Below are 24,365 nucleotides of genomic sequence, written 5' to 3' on the forward strand. Positions count from 1 at the left end.
GAGAGGCGACAGAACAGATGAAGACTTATAGCAGAGTATATGCAAAGATTGATTTGGATGCAATTGCATATAATATGGAACAGATGAAACAAAACATCAGACCTGAGACGAAAGTAATGGCGGTCATAAAAGCGGATGGATATGGGCATGGAGCCGTTCAGATTGCGGAGATGATGGAGCGTTGGAACTACATATGGGGCTTTGCGGTAGCGACTTTAGACGAGGCAGTTGTGCTTCGCACAGAAGGGATTCAAAAACCGATTCTGGTGCTTGGATGTGTGTTCCCAGATCAGTACATGGAGATGTTAAAGCATGAGATTCGAATGAATATTTACACAGAAGAGATGGCAGAGTCAATCTCTCGAATGGCGGCAAGAGAGGGGAAAACAGCTTATATGCACATCAAACTGGATACCGGAATGTCGCGGCTGGGATTTGGAATCAATGAACAATCAGCAGAGACAATCAAGCGAATCAGCAAGATGCCAAATGTCAATATGGAAGGGATTTTTACACATTTTACCAAAGCAGATGAGAAAGATAAAAGCTTTACAAAAAAACAGATACAGGAATTTGTATGGATGACGGAACGCCTGAAAGAAAAAAATGTCCGGTTTACATATGAGCACTGCTCCAACAGTGCAGGCATCATTGATGTCCCGGAGGCGAATTTCGATATTGTAAGAGCAGGAATTTCTACATATGGACTCTATCCATCGGAAGAGGTAGACAAGACAAACGTAAAATTAAAACCGGCATTGGCATTAAAGAGTCATGTGGCATTTGTAAAGGAGATAGAGAGAGGGACTCCTGTGAGCTACGGAGGCACGTTCGTGGCCAAAGAGAAAATGAAGATTGCAACAATTCCGGTCGGATATGCAGATGGATATCCAAGAAGCTTATCAAATAAAGGATACGTGTTGATCCGTGGAAAGAAAGCACCTATTCTCGGGCGGGTCTGCATGGATCAGTTTATGGTGGATGTGACACAGATTGAAGGCGTAAGCTTTGGCGATAAAGTCACAATGATTGGAAAAGACGGAAATGAGATTTTGCCGGTGGAAGTGCTGAGCGAACTTTCCGGGCGATTTAATTATGAATTTGTGTGCGACCTTGGAAAACGTATTCCGCGTGTATATGTGCGGGATGGGAAAATAGCAGAGCAGGTGGACTATTTTGCATAAACGAGAATTCAGGTTCTAACTGGAATACATCCGAAAAAGATGGAAATACTAATTTTATCTTAAAAAATCGGAGTGTGAATAGAGTGCAGATTAGACGTGGTGATATATTTTATGCGGACTTAAGTCCGGTAGTCGGTTCAGAACAAGGTGGAATACGACCTGTTTTGATCATACAAAATGACATTGGGAACAGACACAGCCCGACTGTGATCTGTGCTGCGATTACATCAAGAATGAACAAGGCAAAGTTGCCGACACATGTTGAAATTGATGCAGGAAAATATCAGATTGTAAAAAATTCAGTGGTGCTGTTGGAACAGATTCGCACGATTGACAAGCAGAGGCTAAAAGACATGGTTTGTCACGTGGACAAAAAACTGATGACAAAAGTTGATGAAGCGTTGAGAATCAGCTTGGAGCTTCATACATAATAAAAGGAGAAAAAAGAAATGGAAGATGAGGGTAATCTATTATCGCGAATGAGAAAAATATTTTCAGGAGAGATGGAAGAGGGAGAAGATGCGGCGGAGGCTGTGATGGATATGGTCGATGAGGGGTATCGGCAGGGTGTGTTCCTGAGCAGTGAAGCTCAGATGATACGAAATATTTTCGCATATGGGGAAAAGGATGCGAAAAGTATTATGACGCACCGGAAACATATGGTTGCGTTGGATGGCGAAGAGACGCTTGAAAATGCGTTGACGTTTATATTAGAGCAGAATAAATCCAGATTTCCGGTCTATGAAGAAGATATTGATTCTATCATCGGAACGATTCATCTGCGGGATGCAATGAAATGCTACTTTAACGAACAGCTTCGTCATATTCCGATTAAACAGCTGGAGGAATACATAAGACCAGTAAGCTTTATACCGGAGACGAGAAGTATTGATAAACTGCTGAAAAAGATGCAGGAAGGGAAATATCATATGGCGATTGTCATTGATGAGTATGGTCAGACTGCAGGACTTGTGACAATGGAAGATATCATAGAAGAAATTGTCGGAAACATTCAGGATGAATACGACGAGGAAGAAGAACTGATCAGGCAGGAGGCAGATGGAAGCTATCTTGCAGATGGAATGACAGAAGTTGAAGATTTGGAAGAACTGCTTGGAATTCAATTTGAGGAAGAGGACTATGAGACACTTAATGGATTCCTTATCTTTCATTTAGAAAGAATTCCGACAGAGGAGGAAAATTGTGTTGTATCCTATGGAGGTTATGATTTTCAAGTGCTGTCCATGGAAAATAATATTATAAAAACTGTACAAATAAAAAAAAGAGTGCTAGAATAGACAAGTGATTTTTAAAAGAAAACAAGGAGAGGAATAAAAATGTCAGGACATTCAAAATTTGCGAATATTAAACATAAAAAGGAAAAAAATGATGCGGTCAGAGGAAAGATTTTCACGAAGATCGGTAGAGAACTTGCCGTTGCAGTAAAAGAGGGAGGCGGTCCGGATCCGGCCAACAACAGCAGACTGCGTGATGTAATTGCAAAAGCAAAGGCAAACAATATGCCGAATGACAACATCGAGAGAAGTATTAAAAAAGCAGCCGGAGATGCGGATGCTTCCAACTATGAACATGTTACATATGAGGGATATGGACCAAACGGTACTGCAATTATTGTAGATGCACTGACGGACAATAAGAACCGTACTGCTTCCAATGTGAGAAATGCATTTACAAAAGGAAGTGGTAATGTCGGAACACCTGGATGTGTGTCATTCATGTTTGACAAAAAAGGACAGATTATCGTTGCAAAAGAAGAGTGCGAGATGGATGCAGATGATTTGATGATGACAGCACTAGATGCGGGGGCAGAAGATTTTGTAGAGGAAGAGGACAGCTTTGAGATTCTGACAGATCCAGATTCTTTCAGTGAGGTGCGTCTGACTTTGGAGGAAGCAGGCATTCCTATGGCGAGCGCAGAAGTAACTATGATTCCACAGACATGGGTACAGCTAACAGACGAGACAGATCTGAAAAATATTCAAAAAACACTTGATCTGTTAGAAGAAGATGACGATGTACAAGAGGTTTACCATAACTGGGAAGAATAGACAGTAAGTGATATGAGGAGGAGTGTTTATGAGCAGTAACTACAAAATTGAAACAAAATGTATCCAGTCAGGATGGCAGCCGAAAAAAGGAGAACCAAGAGTGCTTCCGATTTATCAGAGCACGACATTCAAATATGAGACAAGTGAGCAGATGGGAAGACTGTTTGATCTTGAAGATAATGGATATTTTTATACAAGACTCCAAAATCCGACAAACGACACAGTCGCTTCGAAGATTTGTGATCTGGAGGGCGGTGTGGCAGCTATGCTGACATCTTCCGGTCAGGCAGCAAATTTCTATGCTATTATGAATATTGCAGAAGCAGGAGACCATATTGTGTGCGCTGCAGCAATTTACGGCGGTACATATAACTTATATGCTCACACATTGAGAAAGATGGGAATCGAAGCTACGTTTGTGGATGCAGATGCAAGTGAAGAAGAGTTGCATGCTGCGTTTCAGGAGAATACAAAAGCAGTATTCGGAGAGACGATCGCCAATCCGGCATTGGTGATTCTGGATATTGAGAAATTTGCAAAAGTTGCTCATGAACATGGAGTGCCTCTAATCGTAGACAATACATTTGCGACACCAATCAACTGTCGTCCGTTTGAGTGGGGAGCTGATATTGTGACACATTCTACGACGAAATACATGGACGGACATGCGGCATGTGTCGGCGGCTGTATTGTGGATAGTGGAAATTTTGACTGGGAAGCATATGGTGATAAATTCAAAGGTTTGACGACTCCGGATGAGACTTATCACGGTATCGTATATACTGAAAAATTTGGTAAAGGTGCTTACATCACAAAAGCGACAGTGCAGCTGATGAGAGATTTGGGTTCTGTTCAGTCTCCGCAGAATGCGTTCTTATTGAACCTTGGTCTAGAGACACTGCATTTGCGTGTGCAGAGACATTGTGAAAATGCACAAAAGGTTGCGGAATATCTTGTGAATCACGAAAAAGTTGCGTGGGTGAATTACGCAGGGCTTCCGGATAACAAATATCATGCGCTGGCTCAAAAATATATGCCAAACGGCACTTGTGGTGTTATCTCCTTTGGCTTGAAAGGTGGACGGGATGCGTCTGTAAAAATGATGGATCAATTGAAACTTGCCGCAATCGTAACACACGTTGCAGATGCGCGCACTTCTGTGCTGCACCCGGCAAGTCACACACACCGCCAGATGAATGAGCAGGAATTATTAGAGGCCGGAGTACAGCCGGATTTGATTCGTTTCAGTGTCGGAATCGAGAACGCAGATGATATCATTGCAGATTTAGAACAGGCGTTTGCCACAATTTAGATGAAAAGATATAAGGCGGGAAGCAGGAAATGCTCTCGCCTTATTTTGTGAAGAGATTTTTGTATATTTCTTTCAAACTGCTGCATACTAAAAGAAAACAATGAAAAGGAGCAGGCGTATGGAGGAAGAAAAAAGAGAAGAGATTAACGAAACCGGAAGTATTGAACTGACACACAATAACAGAAAGCACAATATTCAGTTACTGACAATTATCGGAGAGATTGAGGGGCATGAGGCGGTGTCCGGCAACACAAAAGCGACGAAATACGAACATCTGCTGCCAAAACTTGCTGAAGTGGAGGATAATGAAGAAATCGAAGGACTTCTCATTTTATTAAATACACTTGGAGGTGATGTGGAGGCGGGACTTGCGATTGCAGAGATGATTGCATCACTCAGCAAGCCGACTGTGTCTTTGGTTCTTGGCGGAAGTCATTCCATCGGAGGGCCGCTTGCTGTTTCAGCCGATTATTCTTTTATTGTTCCCAGTGGGACGATGATCATTCATCCGGTCCGTTCAAATGGGATGTTTATCGGAGTGATTCAAAGCTATCGGAATATGGAACGAACTCAGGATCGTATTATACGCTTTCTGGCAGGACACTCTCATATGACCCAGGAACGTATTGAAGAGCTGATGCTTGATTCTACACAACTTGTCAAAGATGTCGGCACGCTTTTAGAAGGAGAAGAGGCCGTAAAAGAGGGACTGATTGATGCCGTTGGCGGGATGAGCGATGCTTTGACGAAATTACATGAGATGATAGAAAAAAAGATCAATAAAAATAGATGATGACATGAGATTTTATTGATGATATACTATATTATAGTATGTTTAAGATACAAGGGGGAGTTTCATGGCAGCAAGGAAGAATACTAGCAGAAAAAGAAACAAAAAACAAACGAAAAAGAAGCAGGACAGCCAAAGTTTTTTGAAAGATGAGATTATCATTTTATCAGCTTTGGCTGCCGGTATTTTACTATTGATAAGCAATTTTGGAATTGGGGGCTTTGTAGGCGATGCCGTTTCTTCCGTATTATTTGGACTTTTTGGGACAATCGCATATATCATACCGATTCTGTTGTTTATAGGAATTGCTTTTGTAATTTCAAATAAAGGGAATTCTATCGCGTACATAAAGACTGCAGCAGGAACGGGATTCACACTGATGGTCTGCACATTGTTTCAGTTGATCATGAATGAATATACAGCAGGCACAAGATTGTTCTCTTATTATAAAATTTCCAGTATGCATAAAGACGGCGGTGGTCTTTTGGGAGGAATTGTTGTTTCTGCGCTCTGTCCTGCAATCGGTGTCATCGGTACATATGTGATTGTAATCATTCTCTGCATCATTTGTCTTGTCATCATTACAGAGAAGTCATTTATACGCGGGGTGAAAAAAGGCAGTGAAAAAGCCTATTCTTCCGCAAAGCAGGATGCAAAGAAACGAAAAGAGCAGGCAGAATTGAGACGCGAAAAAAGAGCACAGGAGAGGGAACAAAAAGCAGCTGAGAAAGAACGCAGGCGAAAAGATAATACGGTCTCAGGGGTATCGTTTGACACAACACTGGTGAAAAAGTCACCGGAGATGAGAGAGATTACACCTCCGGAAGATGTACCGGATTTATTTGCGGAAGAAATATCGTCATATGATGGAAGAGAAGCTGAAGTTTCAAAAAATACTGTCCCGGACGATATTACGATCAATCGGGCACAGCCCATTATGGAAGAAGAGGCTCCGATTCCGGAACCTGTTCCTGAGAAACGAAAGACAAAAGAAAGTAAAAAGCAAGTTGAGACGGCGACAGCAAACGTGGAACAAGAGATTAAAAAGAGCGAGGAAAAACGGGCAAAAGAATATGTATTTCCGCCACTGTCTTTGCTGAAACATGGAAAGAAAAGCGGAGGAGATTCCGATGCTCATTTACGTCAGACTGCAATGAAACTTCAGCAGACGCTTCAAAATTTTAATGTCAATGTAACTGTGACTAATGTAAGCTGTGGTCCATCGGTGACCCGCTATGAACTTCAGCCGGAGCAGGGGGTAAAAGTCAGCAAGATTGTCGGTCTTGCAGATGATATCAAATTGAACCTTGCAGCTGCGGATATTCGTATCGAGGCACCAATCCCAGGAAAGGCGGCTGTTGGAATCGAAGTCCCGAACAAAGAGAATACGGCTGTTATGCTCCGAGATCTTTTAGAGACGGACGAATTTCAAAACCATGAATCGAAGATTGCGTTTGCTGCGGGACGTGATATTGCAGGAAAAGTTGTCGTGGCAGATATTATGAAGATGCCGCATGTATTGATTGCGGGGGCGACAGGTTCTGGTAAATCTGTCTGTATCAATACGCTGATAATGAGTATTTTATATAAAGCCGATCCAAAAGATGTGAAGTTAATTATGATTGACCCTAAGGTCGTTGAGTTAAGTGTCTATAATGGAATTCCGCATCTGATGATTCCGGTTGTGACAGATCCCAAAAAAGCGGCAGGTGCCCTGAACTGGGCGGTCGCTGAGATGATGAAACGGTATGATCTGTTTGCACAGTACAATGTGCGTGATTTGAAAGGATACAATGCAAAAGTTGAGACAGTCGAAGCGATTGAGGAAGAAGGAAAACCAGAAAAATTACCTCAGATCGTTATTATCGTGGACGAGCTTGCGGATCTTATGATGGTCGCACCGGGAGAAGTAGAAGAATCTATCTGTCGCCTTGCACAGCTTGCAAGAGCCGCCGGAATTCATCTTGTTCTTGCCACACAGAGACCATCCGTCAATGTCATCACCGGTCTGATCAAGGCAAATATGCCGTCGAGAATCGCATTTTCTGTTTCGTCAGGTGTAGATTCCAGAACGATCATTGACATGAACGGTGCGGAAAAGCTGCTTGGAAAGGGTGATATGCTTTTCTATCCGGCAGGATATCAAAAACCGGCGCGTGTACAGGGAGCATTTGTGTCAGATAAAGAGGTGCAGGCTGTTGTAGACTTTTTGGTAAAGAACAGTGAAAGTGTTCAGTATAATGAGGAGATTACAAACCATGTAAATAGTGCCAGTGTCGCTGCGGGAGGCACGGTTTCCGGAAACAGCGGTGCGGATGACCGGGATGCCTATTTTGTAGATGCAGGGAAATTTATTATTGAAAAAGATAAGGCATCCATTGGAATGCTGCAGCGCGTATTTAAAATTGGCTTTAACCGTGCAGCAAGAATTATGGATCAGTTGGCAGAGGCAGGTGTTGTAGGAGAAGAAGAAGGCACGAAGCCAAGAAAAGTATTGATGTCAATGGAACAATTTGAGCAATATATTGAAGAACATGTATAATTCAAAGGAGGAAGAAAGATGAAAACAGACATTCAGATTGCACAGGAGGCAGTGATGAAACCAATCAAAGAGGTGGCTGCAAGTATTGGGATTCAGGAGGATGATTTGGAATTGTATGGAAAATACAAAGCCAAGCTTTCTGATGAATTGTGGGAGGCAGTAAAAGACCGACCGGATGGGAAACTTGTACTTGTAACTGCAATCAACCCAACTCCTGCAGGGGAGGGGAAGACTACAACCTCTGTGGGACTTGGACAAGCTATGGCAAAGTTGAATAAAAAAGCATTGATTGCGTTGCGTGAGCCTTCGCTGGGACCTTGTTTCGGCATCAAAGGTGGTGCTGCAGGCGGCGGATACGCACAGGTTGTACCGATGGAAGATTTGAATCTTCATTTCACAGGAGATTTTCATGCAATCACTTCGGCAAACAATCTTTTAGCGGCTCTTTTGGACAACCATATCCAACAAGGAAATGTGCTTCAGATTGATCCGAGACAGGTTGTATGGAAACGCTGTCTTGATATGAATGATCGTGTGCTTCGCAATATTGTAGTTGGCCTTGGGAATAAGATGGACGGTATGGTTCGTGAGGATCATTTTGTCATCACGGTTGCATCTGAGATTATGGCAATTCTCTGCCTGGCTGATGACATCAAAGATTTGAAACGTCGCCTTGGAAAGATTGTTGTTGCATATAACTTTGCGGGAGAGCCGGTGACTGCCGATGACTTACAGGCGACAGGTGCGATGACAGCTCTGCTAAAGGACGCCATCAAGCCAAATCTGATTCAGACATTAGAGCATACACCGGCATTAGTACACGGCGGTCCATTTGCAAATATCGCACACGGATGTAACAGTATCCGCGCAACAAAAATGGCATTAAAATTAAGCGATATTGCAATTACAGAAGCAGGGTTTGGCGCTGACCTTGGTGCAGAAAAATTCATGGATATTAAGTGCAGAATGGGGAACCTGAAACCGGATGCGGTAGTGATTGTCGCAACTGTGCGGGCCTTGAAATACAACGGTGGAGTTGCTAAGAAAGACCTGAATGAAGAGAATCTGGAAGCATTGAAAAAAGGTATTGTGAACCTGGAAAAACATATTGAAAATGTTCAAAAATTTGGTGTTCCGGTTGTTGTGACACTAAATTCATTTGTGACAGATACCGATGCAGAAAATGAGTTTATCAGACAATTTTGCGAAGAAAGAAACTGCGAATTTGCACTTTCAGAAGTATGGGAAAAAGGTGGCGAAGGCGGTATCGCATTAGCAGAAAAAGTTTTGAATACATTGGAGACAAAAGAGAGCCATTTCCATACATTGTACGAAAACAGTCTTTCTCTGAAAGAGAAGATCGAGACGATTTCAAAAGAAATCTATGGCGCAGACGGTGTGGAATATACTCCGGCAGCGGAAAAACAACTTGCTAAGATTACGGAGCTTGGATATGGAGAGCTTCCAATCTGTATGGCAAAAAATCAGTATTCCCTCTCTGACGATGCGACACTTCTGGGAAGACCGGAACACTTTAAGATCCATATCCGTGAAGTGTATGTCAATGCGGGAGCAGGCTTTGTAGTCGCACTTACAGGTGCAGTGATGACGATGCCTGGGCTTCCGAAGGTGCCGGCGGCAAATGGCATTGATGTGAATGAGGAAGGAACTATTACAGGATTATTTTAGGGAGAGATTGAATGGCAAAATTAATTGACGGAAAACTGATATCAACACAAATTAAAGAAGAATTAAAAGAAGAAGTGGCAAAATTAAAACAAGAAGGAATTGTTCCATGTCTTGCAGTTGTGCAAGTTGGAAAAGATCCGGCATCATCTGTCTATGTAAATAATAAAAAAAAGGCATGTGCGTTTATCGGAATAGAGTCTTTATCATATGAGCTGGATGAGACTGTGACAGAAGAAGAACTGCTTTCACTTGTTCAGAAATTGAATGAAGATGAAAAAGTAAACGGAATTTTAGTTCAGCTTCCACTGCCTGCTCATATTCGTGAGGATGCTGTGATTCAGGCGATCGCTCCGGAAAAAGATGTGGATGGGTTCCACCCGGAAAGTGTGGGAAATATGTGCATTGGAAGAAATGGTTTTCTTCCTTGCACTCCGGCAGGAATTATCGAACTTTTAAAACGTTCCGAAATTGAAATTGAAGGAAAAGAATGTGTGGTTGTCGGAAGAAGTAATATTGTAGGAAAACCGATGGCATTGCTGTTACTCCGTGAAAATGGAACGGTTACGATTACCCACTCTAGAACAAGGGACTTGAAAGAAATTACAGGACGTGCAGATATTCTTATTGCGGCAATCGGAAAACCAAAGTTCATTACATCTGACTATGTAAAAGAGGGGGCTGTTGTGATTGATGTAGGTATCCACCGCAATGCAGAAAATAAACTTTGCGGAGATGTAGATTTTGATGATGTGATTGAGAAAGTGAGTGCAATCACACCGGTTCCGGGTGGGGTTGGACCAATGACGATTGCCATGCTTATGAACAATTGTATAGAAGCTGTTCGAAAGTAATTTTGATAGATAATTTGTACTAAAATAAATACAATTTTTTTCTCTAAATCTGTTGCGTTAAATAATTAACAGAGTTAGAATACTGTTAAAAGGTTAACAATACATATGCAAAAGGAGAGATTGAAATGAGTAGATTTTGTTTACCAAGAGATATTTATCACGGAAAAGGATGTTTAGAAGAATTAAAGAATCTGAAAGGGAAAAAGGCGATTCTTGTAGTTGGCGGCGGCTCCATGAAACGTCAAGGATTCTTAGATAAAGCAGTGAATTATCTGAAAGAGGCTGGAATGGAAGTACAGCTGTTTGAAGGTGTCGAGCCAGATCCATCTGTGGAGACTGTTATGAAAGGTGCAGAAGCAATGCGTGCTTTTGAACCAGATTGGATTGTAGCAATGGGCGGTGGATCACCAATCGATGCTGCAAAGGCAATGTGGGCTTTTTATGAATATCCAGATGTAACATTCGAAGATTTATGTATCCCATTTAACTTCCCGGAATTAAGACAGAAAGCAAAATTTGCAGCAATTCCTTCTACATCAGGAACAGCAACAGAAGTAACTGCATTTTCTGTTATCACAGATTACGCGAAAGGAATCAAATATCCATTAGCTGACTTTAATATCACACCAGATGTTGCAATCGTTGACTCAGAATTAGTAGAAGGGCTTCCTGCTCATCAAGTAGCTTACACAGGTATGGATGCACTTACACATGCAATTGAAGCATATGTTTCTACACTGAACTGTGCATATACAGACCCACTTGCAATTCAGGCAATCGAGATGGTGTTTGATTATCTGCCAGCTTCTTACAAAGGCAACATGGATGCAAGAGCACATATGCATGATGCACAATGTCTTGCAGGTATGGCATTCTCCAATGCATTACTTGGTATTGTACATTCTATGGCACACAAAACAGGTGCAGCATTCTCAACAGGACACATTACACATGGTCTTGCAAATGCCATGTATCTGCCATATGTAATTAAATACAATGCGAAGGATCCTGTTGCAGCAAAACGCTATGCAGAAATCGCTCGCAGAGTAGGATTGGAAGGAGCTTCCGAGAAAGCACTTATCAACAGCTTATGTAAGAAAATTGACGACTTTAACGTGATCCTTGGAATTCCGGCTACTTTGAAAGAATTCGGTATCAAAGAAGACGAATTCAAAGAAAAAATTGCATCTATTGCAGAGCTTGCAGTTGGCGATGCCTGTACAGGTTCTAATCCACGTGCAATTGATCCGGCTACTATGGAAAGACTATTTACATGCGTTTACTACGGAACAGAAGTGGACTTCTAGAAGTAATATACATAAATTTACAAAAAGCGGGTGTATTGTGCACTCGCTTTTTATCTAATATAATAGAGTGTGAAGCAAAATTGAGAATACCGCTTGAAATTTTCAAAGTTTTGCTTTATCATAGTGAAGTATAAAAGAAAATGGGAGGCGTAAAATGTATAAGATACAAAAAGCAGAAAAGTTAGCAGATAAAATTTTTCTCATGGATGTAGAAGCAAAAAGGGTAGCAAAGCATTGCGAACCGGGACAGTTTGTAATTGTAAAGATGGATGAGAAAGGTGAAAGAATCCCTCTCACGATTTGTGATTATAATAGAGAAGCAGGAACGATTACCATTGTATTCCAAACAGTTGGTGCATCTACAGAAAAGATGGCAGAATTAAAAGCAGGAGACAGTTTCCGCGATTTCACAGGACCTCTTGGATGTGCTTCGGAGTTCGTTCATGAAGATATAGAAAGTTTAAAGGGCAAGAAGATGTTGTTTGTTGCCGGTGGTGTTGGTGCAGCTCCTGTATATCCGCAGGTAAAATGGCTCCATGAGCATGGAATTGAAGCGGATGTTATCGTTGGTTCTAAGACAAAAGACATGTTGATTCTGGAAGATGAGATGAAAGCAGTTGCTGGGAACTATTATCCTTGTACAGATGACGGTTCTTATGGACATGCCGGAATGGTTACAACAAAGATTGAGCAGTTAGTGAAAGAGGAAGGCAAAAAGTATGATGTCTGCGTGGCAATCGGTCCGATGATCATGATGAAATTTGTCTGTCTTTTAACAAAAAAATTGGAGATTCCAACTATTGTAAGTATGAATCCAATCATGGTAGATGGAACCGGTATGTGCGGGGCATGCAGACTTCAGGTTGGAGATGAGATCAAATTTGCATGCGTAGATGGACCGGAATTTGATGGACACTTAGTTGATTTTGATCAGGCAATGAAAAGACAACAGATGTATAAAACAGAAGAAGGCCGTGCGATGTTAAAACTTCAGGAAGGCAATACACATCACGGCGGATGCGGAAATTGTGGAGGTGACAACTAATGGCTGATGTATTAAAAAAAGTACCTGTAAGAGAACAGGATCCGAAGGTACGTGCAACGAATTTTGAGGAAGTGTGTCTTGGATACAATCAGGAAGAAGCGATGGAAGAAGCGACAAGATGTATTAATTGTAAAAATGCAAAATGTATTCAGGGCTGTCCAGTCTCTATCAATATTCCAGCATTTATCAAAGAAGTAAAAGAAGGAAATATCGAAGAAGCCTATAAAGTAATTGGAAAATCCTCTGCGCTTCCGGCAGTTTGCGGACGTGTATGCCCACAGGAATCTCAGTGTGAAGGTCAGTGTATCCGTGGAATTAAAGGAGAGCCTGTTTCCATCGGTAAATTGGAGCGATTTGTCGCAGATTATGCACTGGAGCATGACATCAAACCGGAAAAAGCAGAAAAAACAAATGGTCATAGAGTAGCTGTGATTGGTTCCGGTCCTGCAGGACTTACTTGTGCCGGAGACCTTGCGAAACTTGGTTACGAGGTAACTGTGTTTGAAGCATTACATGAACTTGGAGGCGTTCTTGTGTATGGTATTCCGGAATTTCGTCTTCCAAAACATAAAGTTGTGGCAAAAGAGATCGAAAAAGTAAAAGAACTCGGCGTAAAATTTGAGACAAACGTTGTAATCGGTAAATCTACGACAATTGATCAGCTGATTGAAGAAGAAGGATTCGAGGCAGTATTTATCGGATCCGGAGCTGGACTTCCGAAATTTATGGGAATTCCAGGGGAAAATGCGAACGGCGTATTTTCTGCAAATGAGTATCTGACAAGAAGTAATCTGATGAAAGCATTTGATGATTCTTATGACACACCAATCGTTGCAGGCACGAAAGTAGCTGTCATCGGCGGCGGTAATGTTGCGATGGATGCAGCAAGAACAGCAGTACGTCTTGGTGCAGATGTACATATTGTTTACAGAAGAAGTGAAGAAGAACTTCCTGCCAGAGTGGAAGAAGTCCATCACGCAAAGGAAGAAGGAATTGTGTTTGATCTATTGACAAACCCTACAGAAATTCTTGTGGACGAAAATGGCTATGTAAAAGGTATGAAATGTGTGAAGATGGAACTGGGAGAGCCAGATGCTTCTGGAAGAAGACGTCCGGTTGTAATTGAAGGTTCTGAGTTCGAGATGGAACTGGATACAGTCATCATGTCACTTGGAACTTCGCCGAATCCATTGATTTCTTCTACTACAGAAGGATTAGAAGTAAACAGATGGAAATGTATTGTTGCCGATGAAGAATTTGGGAAAACAACAAAAGAAGGCGTTTATGCCGGCGGTGATGCCGTAACAGGTGCTGCGACAGTTATTCTTGCTATGGGAGCAGGAAAAGCAGGGGCACGAGGTATTCATGAGTACTTAAAAGATAAATAAACTTCATTTGGGGACGTAGTAAAATTCAATTTTACTACGTCCCCAAATTGTAAAAAATATGTTATAATACCTCCTACGAACAAATTATGACTAGGAGGTTTTGTTTATGGAATTGGCACTGATTTCGGCTTTTGGTGTAGGTGGTGCGACTATCGTTGGTGTTATCATCGGTTTCTTTTTTCGGAAAGTACCACACAAATTTAACGATGCGATTCTTGGATTTGCGGCAGGAATCATGCTTTCAGCTGCAATTTTAGGACTGATTATCCCATCCCTTGAAGAAGGAAATGTGTGGGTGACAGCAGTCGGTATTCTTGCAGGCGCCATTTTTTTGAATTTGGCAGATAAGCTGACTCCACATCTGCATCATATCACAGGAGTAGATCATGAAACGCATGCAGACAGACAAAGTAATTTGAACAAAGTGATGTTGTTTGTCATGGCAATTGCAATCCATAATCTTCCGGAAGGGATTGCGGCCGGTGTTGGATTTGGAAGTGAAAATATCAGCAATGCAATTACAGTTGCGCTGGGTATTGCTTTACAAAACATTCCGGAAGGAATGGTAATTGTATCGCCTTTGATTATGGCAGGTGTTGCCAGGAAAAGAGTCTTTTTTATTGCCTGTTTTACAGGCGTGGTGGAGATTGTCGGAACGATGATCGGATTTGGAGCCGTTTCTATTGCAACAGTAATTTTACCTTTTGCTTTGGCGTTTGCCGGAGGAACGATGCTTTATGTTGTGAGTGATGAGATGATTCCGGAAACGCATAGTCATGGATATGAACGTATGGCAACGTATTCATTGATTATCGGGTTTCTTACGATGTTGATTATGGATTTTTATATTGGGTAGGAGTGTGTCTATGAAAATAACTGTTTTGATTGAAAATACGGCTCCGGAGTACTTAAAATGTGAGCATGGATTGTCGATATATATAGCATATAATGAGAAGTGCTATTTGCTTGACACTGGTTCTTCCGATATTTTTATGGATAATGCAGAAGTTTTGAAAACGAAATTGGAAAATGTAGATGCGGCATTTTTATCGCATGGACACTATGATTATTCAGGAGGCTTTGAGGCGTTCTTTGAGAAAAACAAGAGCGCAAAAGTTTACTTACAGGAGAGTTCTAAAGAACTTTGTTACAAAAATGTAGATGGTGTGCAAAAATATATAGGGCTTCCGAAAGATTTGTTACAAAGATATTCTGACCGTTTTGTATATGTGACAAAAAAATGTCAGGTAGATGATGGAGTTTGGATTGTACCGCATAGTACAAAAGGATTGGAGGAATATGGAAAACGTGCACATATGTATCGCAAACAGGGAGAGGGGTATGTGGTTGATGATTTTGCGCATGAACAAAGTATTGTAATAGAATCTCAAAAAGGGTTGATTGTATTCAATAGTTGTTCTCACGGAGGAATTGTCAATATTGTAGATGAAGTACATCACGCATTTCCTAACGAACAGGTTTATGCTGTTGTGGGAGGTTTCCATTTGAAAGGAATTCACGGGGTAGATTCTTTGTCTGTTACAGAAGAGGAAGTAATAGACATAGGAGCATCGTTGTTTCAACGGGGAGTCTCCTATATTTATACAGGACACTGCACAGGACGTCCGGCTTTTGATATTTTAAAACGTGAATTTGGTGAAAAAGTCCAATATTTGTGTACGGGAACAACAATTACGTTTTAAGGAAAAGGGGAGTAAATGAAGATTACATTAATTACAGTCGGTAAAATAAAAGAAAAGTATTTGAAAGATGCAATTGCAGAGTACAGCAAACGTTTGAGCAAATATTGTAAACTCGAAATCGTGGAAGTGGCAGACGAAAAGACACCGGATCAAGCAAGTGAAAATGTGGAACGTCAAATTCGTCAAAAAGAAGGGGAGCGTATTTTACGTTATGTGAAAGACGATGCCTATGTATTTACTTTAGAAATCGGTGGAACTATGCTGGATTCGGTCGCATTTGCAAAAAAGATGGAAACCTTGGGAATACAAGGGAAAAGTCATTTGATTTTTATAATTGGAGGTTCCATTGGTTTGGGAGAAGAAGTATTGAGACGTTCCGATTATGCATTGAGTTTTTCAAAGATGACGTTTCCACATCAATTGATGCGGGTGATTTTATTAGAACAGGTGTATCGTGGCTATCGGATCATTGAAGGTGCACCTTATCACAAATAGTGGAGGAAGATTGAAAATGGTTAAAATTATTTCAGATAGTACATGTGATTTGTCTCAGGAGCTATTGGACAAATATGAAATTTCTATTTTGCCGCTTCATATTTTGTTGGGAGATACAGAGTGTGAAGATGGCATCAATATTACACCGGATGAGATTTATAACTGGTCAGAAGAGCATAAAATGACACCGAAAACTTCTGCTCCGGCAATGGATAGGGCGGTTGATTTGTTACAGCCTTATGTTGAGAAAAGGCAAGAAGTTATTTGTTTTGCAATTTCCGGAGAGATGTCTACTTCTGCAAATGTATTTCGTTTGGCAGCAAGCGATTTGGAAGCAGAAGAGACTGTTTTTGTGATTAATTCAGAAAATTTGTCTACAGGTATTGGGCTTCTTGTAATAGAAGCGGCAATTATGGCAAACAAAGGGAAAAGCGCAAAAGAAATTGTAGAATATATTGAACGACTGAGACCATTTGTGCGTGCAAGTTTTGTTGTAGATACGCTTACTTATCTTCATCGAGGTGGAAGGTGCAGCGGCCTTGCGGCAATGGCAGGCGGTGTTTTAAAGTTACATCCTAAAATTGTCGTGGAAAACGGAAAAATGTTACCTAAAAATAAGTATCGAGGCAAAATGAATAAAGTTCTTTTGGAATATGTGAAAGAAATGGAAATGGATTTGCGGCATGCAAAGAAAGAACGTGTATTTATTACACATTCCGGATGTGATGCGGAAACGATTCAGCAAATATATGATTATTTAAAAAACTTAAATATTTTTCAGGAAATTGTTATCACAAGAGCTGGCGGTGTTATTTCTAGTCATTGTGGTCCTGGAACATTGGGGGTGTTATTTATTGATGGACATGCAGAATAAAAGTGATGAAATAGAAGAGATTTTTTCATATTATAGTCAACAGCCGGATAAAGGAAGCCAGGAGATGGTTGTAGCTCTTTTACGAGAGCTGCAAGATGCTCATGGATTTATATCCTTGGAATTAAAAGAACGTGTGGAACAGGTAACAGGTGTTTCTCCCAATTATCTAAAATGTTTGATAAGAATGTATCCAACTCTCAAAGAGGAAAATACAGTACATGAAATAATTGCCTGTACAGGGGAGCGATGTGGGGAAAAAGAGGGCGGAGCGATTTTAAACGCATTAAAAAGAGAACTCCGGATTCAAAAAAATGGAGTATCTATCGATGGAAAATTTAAACTTCGAACACAAAACTGCCTCAAAAAGTGCGGAACAGCTCCCAATATTATAATTGATGATGTGGTATATTCTGGGAGCGAGCTGAAAGATTTAAAAAAATTATTGGAAAAATTTATGTAAATTGTAGGAGAAACTATTTTTTTGTTGTGCGATTTGTCCCGAAATGTTGTAACAAACAAAAAAATGTGATAGAATTTTAAAATATATATAAAAAAATTATCGAGAGGATAAGAGAATGAAAAAGAGACAACAATTAATAACAGGAATTTTGATTTCCGCAATGGCATTTTCAACCATTACAAAACCTGAAGTAGTACAAGCAAGCCCTCAAAAGTCGGTAAGTGCTTATGAATTACAACAAAAAGAGCGTGATTTAGAACATAACCAGACAGCTATTGATTTTATTTCTTACTGTGACGAAAATCAATTTAGAACATGGGATCAGTCGCTTGGAGCGCTGAAAGACGAAGACGCGAAAGAAATTGAAAAATGTGTAGAAGATATCGTTAAAGGCGAGACAGAAGACTATAAAAAAGCAAAGTTAATATATGAATGGATTGTTAAAAATATTCGTTATGCGCAACCAACCGAAACTCCGGGATTGGATCCATATGAAGTATTTACGACAAAAAAAGCTGTATGTGGAGGATTTTCAAGACTTTATAAAGCAATGCTGAATTTAGCGGGAATTCCGGCTGTCACAATTGCCGGAAACACACCGTATGGAGCGCACGAATGGAATCTTGTATATGCAGATAAAGAATGGTTTTATTCTGATAGTACATGGGGTGCCAGCAGCATGGATTATTTCCATAAAACATTAGAAGATTTTTCTAACGAGCATCGGGTGCAAAGACTTGTTGCTGTTACCCAGAAAGGCGAAAACAATACAATTATCGGATTTTGGGAAGGCGTTGCGGTTGTCGATGTCGAAAAGAATGTAAAAGACGTTATTGTGCCGGAAAAATTTAGGGATTTGGATATTGTCGCAATTTCCAGTGATATTTTTAACGGAACTGGAATTGAGAAGTTGAAGGTATCAAAGAATGTTACAATAATAGATGCGCAAGGAGCGTCTAACGCAACAGAGTTAAAAGAGATTACGGTAGATTCAGCCAATACTGTATATGCATCTGCGGCCGGTGTACTCTTTACAAAAGATTATTCGGAAATTTTACATTATCCAATGAAAAATACGTCGAAACTGTTTACGATACCAAAAGAAACAATATCTTTCGATATAAAACAGACATTTATCAGTCCTTATTTGGAAAATATATATGTAGAAAAAGAAAATGAAAAGTATTCGTCTTATGAGGGTGCTGTATACAATAAAGATAAGACAGAATTGATTATTATTCCTGAAGGGAAAAAATCGGTAACTGTATTGGGAAATGTCGATTTTAGTAAAAGCGAATTGAGTCCGTTTAACTCTAAGCGGAATCTAGAAGAAATTGTTCTTTTAGACGGAATTAAAGAAATTCCGGCAGATACTTTTAATAGTTGTACAGGACTGCAAAAAATCACAATTCCAGAAAGTGTAAATAAAATTGATGAATGGGCATTTACTAATGTTAATTTGAATCAACTTACAATTTTAGGTAGATCCGGAACAGAGGCAGAAACTTATGCAAAGAACCATAATATTAAGTTTTCAGCATTAGATACACCAACGCCAAAGCCGGAAAAACCGGAAGCAGAATTAAAAACATTAAATGAAGTGATTGCAGAAGCGGTAAAAGTAGACGTTTCTCTTTACACAGAAGAAAGCGTTGCAAAATTCAATCAGGCATTAAAAGCAGCAAAAGAAGTTGCTGTGAAAGAAGAAGTGACAAAAGAAGAAGTTGTGGAAGCAACCGAAGCACTTCAGAAAGCAATGAAAGGTTTGGAAGAAAAACCTGCACCGAAGCCGGAAAAACCGGAAGCAGAATTGAAGGAATTAAACGCTGTGATTGCGAAAGCAGCGAAGGTAGATGTGACTCTTTATACAGAAGAAAGCGTTGCAAAATTCAATCAGGCATTAAAAGCAGCAAGAGCAGTTGCAGCGAAAGAAGAGGTGACAAAAGAAGAAGTTGTGGAAGCAATCGAAGCGCTTCAAAAAGCAATGCGTACTTTAGAGAAAAAAGTAATAAAAGCTCCTGAAAAAGAAACTGAGAAAGAAACAGAAAAAGAAAACGGGAAAAAACCGGCACCTGTGACAAGTGATGTTGCATTTCCTGGTTTGCCAGCAGGATGGCTGGCTTTAAGTGGAGCAATCGCACTCTTGCTTTCTAAAAAGAAAAAATAAATTACTGCGTAAAAAAGCACGACGGAATGTCGTGCTTTCCTATGAAATAAAAATAAAAGGATACAAGATTAATATGTCCAATGAATTAGAAAAATATTATAATAAGTTTTGCGAAGAAAAACGACTAACAAGACGGCATGGTAATGTCGAATATATTACATCTATGAAATACATTCACAAATATTTAAAAGATAAAAATGCAAAAATATTAGATGTTGGAGCAGGAACGGGGCGATATTCCGTTCAACTTGCCACGGAAGGCTATGATGTTACCGCAGTTGAATTAGTCAAATATAATCTGGGAATTTTAAAATCAAAAGGAAGCAGTGTGAAAGCATATCAAGGAACTGCTTTGAATTTGTCGCGCTTTGAAGAAGAAACCTTTGATGTGACACTGGTTTTCGGACCGATGTATCATTTATATACGTTTGAAGATAAGGTAAAAGCGCTTGAGGAAGCAAAACGAGTCACAAAAACAAATGGTATCATTCTTGTTGCATATTGTATGAATGAGTATAGTATTTTGACTTATGGTTTTAAAGAAAACCACATTTGTGAAAGTCTGAAAAACGGAAAGGTAGATCAAACTTTTCACGTTGTGGCAGAGCCAAAAGATTTATACGACTATGTTCGAGTGGAAGACATTGATGCGATTCGGCAAAAAGCAGGTTTAGAAAGACTTCAGTTGATTGCTGCAGACGGACCGGCAAATTATATGAGACAAATTTTAAATGCCATGGATGAAGAAACTTACCGACTTTTTATAGAATACCATTTATCAACGTGTGAACGTCCGGAATTGCTTGGTGCATCAGCACATACGTTGGATATTTTAAAAAAAGTATGAAAAATGATTGACATTATACCTGCTATATCCTTTATAAGAGAGGTAAGAGGAGGCGATAACAATGTTAAATATCAAAGAAGTAGAGAAATTAACAAACATTACAAAACAAAATATTCGTTATTATGAGCGGCAGGGACTGATTTTTCCAAAGAGGAATCCGGAAAATGATTATAGAGAATATTCAGAACAGGATATTCGCCAACTGAAAATAATCAAAATTCTACGGAAACTGGATATGCCAATAGAAGAGATTCGGAGATTATTACATCATGATATTATTCTTTCTGATGCGATGGAACTTCAAAAAGAACGGTTGGAAAAAGAAAGAAACAGACTGGAAGATGCTTTGGAATTTTGCAGTCAAATCAATGAAAAAGAATTAGAACAGTTAGATGTAGATGATTGTTTGTTGAAAATGAAAAATGCAGAAGAAAGAGGTGCTGTATTTGCAAATCTTCTGAATGATTATAAAAAAGTAGTACAATTGGAAGAAATGAGAGAATTTCGATTTATGCCGGATTCGATGTGTATGAATCCTTCCGAGTTTACAGAAGAATTGTGTAAATTTGCGAATAAAAAGCATTTGAATTTAGTTATTACAAAAGAAGGAATGTATCCGGAATTTACAATCGATGGAATAGAGTATGAAGCGGAACGAGAATTTTCCAGATATGGTGCAGTAATACATTGTCATATGAAATATTTCGATGAAATTGTACCTTTGGAGATGCCGAAGAAAAAGTACAAACAAATGAGTATGTTTCATAAACTGCTGCCCCTTGCCATCGTAGCGATTGTTTTAGTGCTGCTTGTCATAATAAGATTTGAAGATGTTGGGAATTGGGCAGATAAATCAGTCATTATAATAGGAGCGTTGGTTGAAATATTCGTATTTCACCGATACTATTATAATATGGAAGAGTAAAAAGAGAGGTATTTATGAAACGTGAAATAGATATGAGAGAAATATCAGACGGGAAGTTATATGGTCCCAATGATCTTGTCAAAGCAGACTGTGGCGATTGCCACGGCTGTTTTGCGTGTTGTCAAAAAATGGGACAATCAATTGTATTGGATCCCCTCGATATTTATAGATTAACGAAATATTTAAACGTGAGTTTTGAACAGCTTTTAGCAGAGAAAATTGAATTGAATGTAGTCGACGGTCTGATTCTTCCAAATTTAAAAATGTGCGGTACAGAGGAACGATGCGCATTTTTAGATGAAAATGGGAGATGCGGCATTCATCAAATTCGTCCGGGGATTTGTCGATTGTTTCCGCTTGGAAGGTATTATAACAATGGCAGTTTTCAGTATTTTTTGCAGGTACATGAATGTAAGAAAGAAAATCGTACAAAAGTAAAAGTAAAAAAATGGATTGATACGCCGGATTTGAAACGGAATGAAAAATATATTTTAGAATGGCATGATTTTGTGATAGAATTACAGGAGCAGCTCATGAAAATGACAGATGAATCCTATAGCAAAAAGATAAATCTATTTGTGCTGCAATCTTTTTTTGTAGAGCCGTACGATATGCAGACTGATTTTTATATACAGTTTGAGAATCGGCTTGCAAAGACAAAAACCGTGATTCGACAATTGCAAAAAGGACAAAAATAATGATAAAAACATATGTAGTATTTGATTTGGAGACAACCGGATTGGATGTGGAGAATGACAATATTATTGAAATTGGAGCATTGAAGGTAAGAGAAGGAAAAGTAACAGACCGCTTTATGGAGTTTCTGAAACCGGATATGCCGATTTCCCCTATGATTACCGGAATTACAGGAATTACGAATGAGATGGTTAAAAATGCAAGGGATACGAAAACAGTTATACGTGATTTTGTAAATTTTTGTGAGGACCATATTTTAGTGGGGCATAATATTATGTTCGATTACAAATTTATGAAAAAGTATGCATCACAATACGGCGAGTCTTTTGAAAAAAAGGGAATTGATACACTAAAAATAGCCAGAAAAGTACATAAAGATTTGGAATCGAAAAGTTTAGAAGCCTTGTGCGAGCATTATCAAATTGCAAATACTGCTGCACACAGGGCTTATCATGATGCTTTGGCAACTGCAAAAGTATATCATATGATGGCGCATTATTTTGAAGAGAAAGGACCAACAGTTTTTGAGCCGGAACCATTATTGTATCGTCCTAAAAAAGTACAGCCAATTACACCAAAGCAAAAAACATATCTGGAATCACTTCTTTTAAAGCATCCTTTTCCGTTAGAAAAGCAAATCACAGAACTGGCAAGAAGCGAAGCTTCTAAAATAATTGACCGGATTATTTTGCAATATGGAAAGTAATATTTATGATGAGGAGAGTGAAATATGATTATTAAAGGTAATTTTATATATATGACTTCCAGAACGGATATGCAGATTCGACAACAACAGTTTTTGCATGTTGAGGATGGAATTGTACAGTCGTTTTATACAGAACTTCCAAAGCAATTTTGCGAGGAGGAAGTGAAAGATTACGGAGATGCTATTATTATTCCGGCATTTTGTGATTTGCATGTGCATGCTCCGCAGTATTTGAACCGAGGAATCGGTTTTGACAAAGAATTGCTGCCGTGGCTTGAAACATATACGTTCCCTGTGGAGGGAAAATACAAGGATCCTGTGTTTGCCAAGAGGGCGTACAAGCTGTTTCTCAACAGACTTTGGGCATCCGGAACGATGCGGTTTTCGGCATTTGCAACGCTGCATCATGATGCGACATGGGAGTTGATGAGGCTCACAGAAGAATCGGGATTACATGCATTTATCGGAAAAGTCAATATGGACCGGAATGCGCCGGATTATCTGATGGAAGATACGGGAAAGGCGTTGGAGGAAACAGAAGCTTTGATTTTACGAGCAAAAGAGGAGTTACAGCATGTGCGTTATATTGCGACTCCGAGATTTGTTCCGTCCACGACAGAAAAGATGATGGTTGGGATTGGAAAATTGTGTGAGAAATATAATTTGCCGGTACAGTCTCATTTGTCTGAGAATCGAAATGAAATTGCATGGGTAAAAGAGCTGCACCCGAAAATCAATTCTTATACGGAAGTATATGATTACTATGGACTGCTGCGAAAAAATCAGACAATTATGGCGCATGCGATTTATTTGGGAGAGAAAGAAAAAGAATTGTTAAGAGAGAAACAAGTATTTCTTGCACATTGTGCACACTCTAATGCAAATCTATCGAGTGGAGTCATGAGCCTTAGAAAAAATCTGGAGAGTGGATTGAACTGTGTTATCGCAAGTGATGTAGCAGGAGGACATACGCCTGCAATGAACCAGAATGCAGTGATGAGCGTGGAAATTTCTAAAATCAACGCTTTGTTCCATGAAGATGAGCCGGCGTTATCACTTCCGGAAGCATTTTATCTTGCGACAAAAGGCGCAGGTACATTTTGGGGAAAGGTCGGAAGTTTTGAATCCGGATATGAATTTGATGCTCTCGTAATTGATATGGATGAGATGGGCGATTTATTTGTGAGAACTGTCACAGAAAAATTGGAACAGTTTTTCTATGATGGTGATGATCGGAACATTATAGACCGTTATTGCCAAGGGAAACAACTTCCGAAACCTTTTCCGGAAGTTGAGAGAGTAAAGAAGGGGTAGT

23 protein-coding genes are annotated in these 24,365 nt (G+C 39.8%); all 23 read left to right on the forward strand.

Annotation, left to right across the window (positions count from 1 at the left end):
- Nucleotides 1-17 precede the first annotated feature (17 nt).
- The 23 genes from alr (at nucleotide 18) to BQ5364_RS07945 (ending at nucleotide 24,364) form a co-directional block, all read left to right on the forward strand.
- Entirely contained in the window at nucleotides 18-1,184 is a 1,167-nt protein-coding gene (gene alr / locus BQ5364_RS07835; protein WP_004612525.1) for an alanine racemase, read from the forward strand.
- Between the two features lie 83 nt (nucleotides 1,185-1,267).
- The gene (locus BQ5364_RS07840) at nucleotides 1,268-1,615 is read left to right on the forward strand and encodes a type II toxin-antitoxin system PemK/MazF family toxin (protein WP_004612526.1); all 348 of its coding nucleotides are present in this window, start codon (nucleotides 1,268-1,270) and stop codon (nucleotides 1,613-1,615) included.
- Between the two features lie 18 nt (nucleotides 1,616-1,633).
- Entirely contained in the window at nucleotides 1,634-2,482 is an 849-nt protein-coding gene (locus tag BQ5364_RS07845; protein ID WP_004612527.1) for a hemolysin family protein, read from the forward strand.
- Nucleotides 2,483-2,521: 39 nt separating this feature from the next.
- A complete protein-coding gene (locus BQ5364_RS07850; protein ID WP_004612528.1) occupies nucleotides 2,522-3,253 on the forward strand; it encodes a YebC/PmpR family DNA-binding transcriptional regulator in 732 nt (243 codons plus the stop codon).
- Between the two features lie 28 nt (nucleotides 3,254-3,281).
- The gene (locus tag BQ5364_RS07855; RefSeq protein WP_022250103.1) at nucleotides 3,282-4,565 is read left to right on the forward strand and encodes an O-acetylhomoserine aminocarboxypropyltransferase/cysteine synthase family protein; all 1,284 of its coding nucleotides are present in this window, start codon (nucleotides 3,282-3,284) and stop codon (nucleotides 4,563-4,565) included.
- Nucleotides 4,566-4,683: 118 nt separating this feature from the next.
- Nucleotides 4,684-5,358, forward strand: coding sequence for a ClpP family protease (locus BQ5364_RS07860; RefSeq protein WP_022250104.1), 675 nt, complete (start codon nucleotides 4,684-4,686; stop codon nucleotides 5,356-5,358).
- Between the two features lie 64 nt (nucleotides 5,359-5,422).
- A complete protein-coding gene (locus tag BQ5364_RS07865; protein ID WP_071143971.1) occupies nucleotides 5,423-7,897 on the forward strand; it encodes a DNA translocase FtsK in 2,475 nt (824 codons plus the stop codon).
- 18 nt (nucleotides 7,898-7,915) lie between these two features.
- Nucleotides 7,916-9,586: a formate--tetrahydrofolate ligase gene (locus tag BQ5364_RS07870; RefSeq protein ID WP_004612532.1), complete on the forward strand. Its 1,671-nt coding sequence runs from the start codon at nucleotides 7,916-7,918 to the stop codon at nucleotides 9,584-9,586.
- Nucleotides 9,587-9,597: 11 nt separating this feature from the next.
- The gene (gene folD / locus BQ5364_RS07875) at nucleotides 9,598-10,437 is read left to right on the forward strand and encodes a bifunctional methylenetetrahydrofolate dehydrogenase/methenyltetrahydrofolate cyclohydrolase FolD (protein ID WP_004612533.1); all 840 of its coding nucleotides are present in this window, start codon (nucleotides 9,598-9,600) and stop codon (nucleotides 10,435-10,437) included.
- Nucleotides 10,438-10,562: 125 nt separating this feature from the next.
- Nucleotides 10,563-11,744, forward strand: coding sequence for an iron-containing alcohol dehydrogenase (locus tag BQ5364_RS07880; RefSeq protein WP_004612534.1), 1,182 nt, complete (start codon nucleotides 10,563-10,565; stop codon nucleotides 11,742-11,744).
- Nucleotides 11,745-11,898: 154 nt separating this feature from the next.
- On the forward strand, nucleotides 11,899-12,789 hold the full coding sequence (locus BQ5364_RS07885; RefSeq protein WP_004612536.1) for a sulfide/dihydroorotate dehydrogenase-like FAD/NAD-binding protein: 891 nt from the start codon (nucleotides 11,899-11,901) through the stop codon (nucleotides 12,787-12,789).
- Nucleotides 12,789-14,177, forward strand: coding sequence for an NADPH-dependent glutamate synthase (gene gltA / locus BQ5364_RS07890; protein WP_022250105.1), 1,389 nt, complete (start codon nucleotides 12,789-12,791; stop codon nucleotides 14,175-14,177). The genes BQ5364_RS07885 and gltA overlap by 1 nt, the downstream gene beginning before the upstream one ends.
- Before the next feature lie 106 nt (nucleotides 14,178-14,283).
- Nucleotides 14,284-15,033, forward strand: a complete 750-nt coding sequence (locus BQ5364_RS07895) for a ZIP family metal transporter (protein WP_004612538.1) — start codon at nucleotides 14,284-14,286, stop codon at nucleotides 15,031-15,033.
- 10 nt (nucleotides 15,034-15,043) lie between these two features.
- The gene (locus BQ5364_RS07900) at nucleotides 15,044-15,880 is read left to right on the forward strand and encodes an MBL fold metallo-hydrolase (RefSeq protein ID WP_071143972.1); all 837 of its coding nucleotides are present in this window, start codon (nucleotides 15,044-15,046) and stop codon (nucleotides 15,878-15,880) included.
- 15 nt (nucleotides 15,881-15,895) lie between these two features.
- Nucleotides 15,896-16,375: a 23S rRNA (pseudouridine(1915)-N(3))-methyltransferase RlmH gene (rlmH, locus tag BQ5364_RS07905; protein ID WP_004612541.1), complete on the forward strand. Its 480-nt coding sequence runs from the start codon at nucleotides 15,896-15,898 to the stop codon at nucleotides 16,373-16,375.
- A gap of 16 nt (nucleotides 16,376-16,391) precedes the next feature.
- Nucleotides 16,392-17,249, forward strand: coding sequence for a DegV family protein (locus BQ5364_RS07910; protein WP_022250108.1), 858 nt, complete (start codon nucleotides 16,392-16,394; stop codon nucleotides 17,247-17,249).
- Nucleotides 17,233-17,709, forward strand: a complete 477-nt coding sequence (locus tag BQ5364_RS07915; RefSeq protein ID WP_207646115.1) for an NADH-quinone oxidoreductase subunit NuoE family protein — start codon at nucleotides 17,233-17,235, stop codon at nucleotides 17,707-17,709. The genes BQ5364_RS07910 and BQ5364_RS07915 overlap by 17 nt, the downstream gene beginning before the upstream one ends.
- Nucleotides 17,710-17,824: 115 nt before the next feature.
- Entirely contained in the window at nucleotides 17,825-19,876 is a 2,052-nt protein-coding gene (locus BQ5364_RS07920) for a transglutaminase domain-containing protein (RefSeq protein ID WP_071143973.1), read from the forward strand.
- 73 nt (nucleotides 19,877-19,949) lie between these two features.
- The gene (locus BQ5364_RS07925; protein WP_022250111.1) at nucleotides 19,950-20,723 is read left to right on the forward strand and encodes a class I SAM-dependent methyltransferase; all 774 of its coding nucleotides are present in this window, start codon (nucleotides 19,950-19,952) and stop codon (nucleotides 20,721-20,723) included.
- Nucleotides 20,724-20,784: 61 nt separating this feature from the next.
- Nucleotides 20,785-21,648 (forward strand): MerR family transcriptional regulator, encoded by an 864-nt coding sequence (locus tag BQ5364_RS07930; protein WP_022250112.1) that lies wholly within the window; start codon nucleotides 20,785-20,787, stop codon nucleotides 21,646-21,648.
- A 14-nt stretch (nucleotides 21,649-21,662) separates the two neighbouring features.
- Nucleotides 21,663-22,346 carry a YkgJ family cysteine cluster protein gene (locus BQ5364_RS07935; RefSeq protein ID WP_004612547.1) on the forward strand — a complete coding sequence of 228 codons (684 nt, stop codon included), beginning with the start codon at nucleotides 21,663-21,665 and terminating at the stop codon, nucleotides 22,344-22,346.
- Nucleotides 22,346-23,050, forward strand: a complete 705-nt coding sequence (locus BQ5364_RS07940) for a 3'-5' exonuclease (protein WP_071143974.1) — start codon at nucleotides 22,346-22,348, stop codon at nucleotides 23,048-23,050. Before BQ5364_RS07935 ends, BQ5364_RS07940 begins: the two co-directional genes overlap by 1 nt.
- Before the next feature lie 24 nt (nucleotides 23,051-23,074).
- Entirely contained in the window at nucleotides 23,075-24,364 is a 1,290-nt protein-coding gene (locus BQ5364_RS07945; protein ID WP_004612549.1) for an amidohydrolase family protein, read from the forward strand.
- Nucleotide 24,365 lies beyond the last annotated feature (1 nt).

It is taken from the genome of Coprococcus phoceensis (assembly GCF_900104635.1).
In the GTDB taxonomy this organism is placed as follows: Bacteria; Bacillota; Clostridia; order Lachnospirales; family Lachnospiraceae; genus Faecalimonas; species Faecalimonas phoceensis.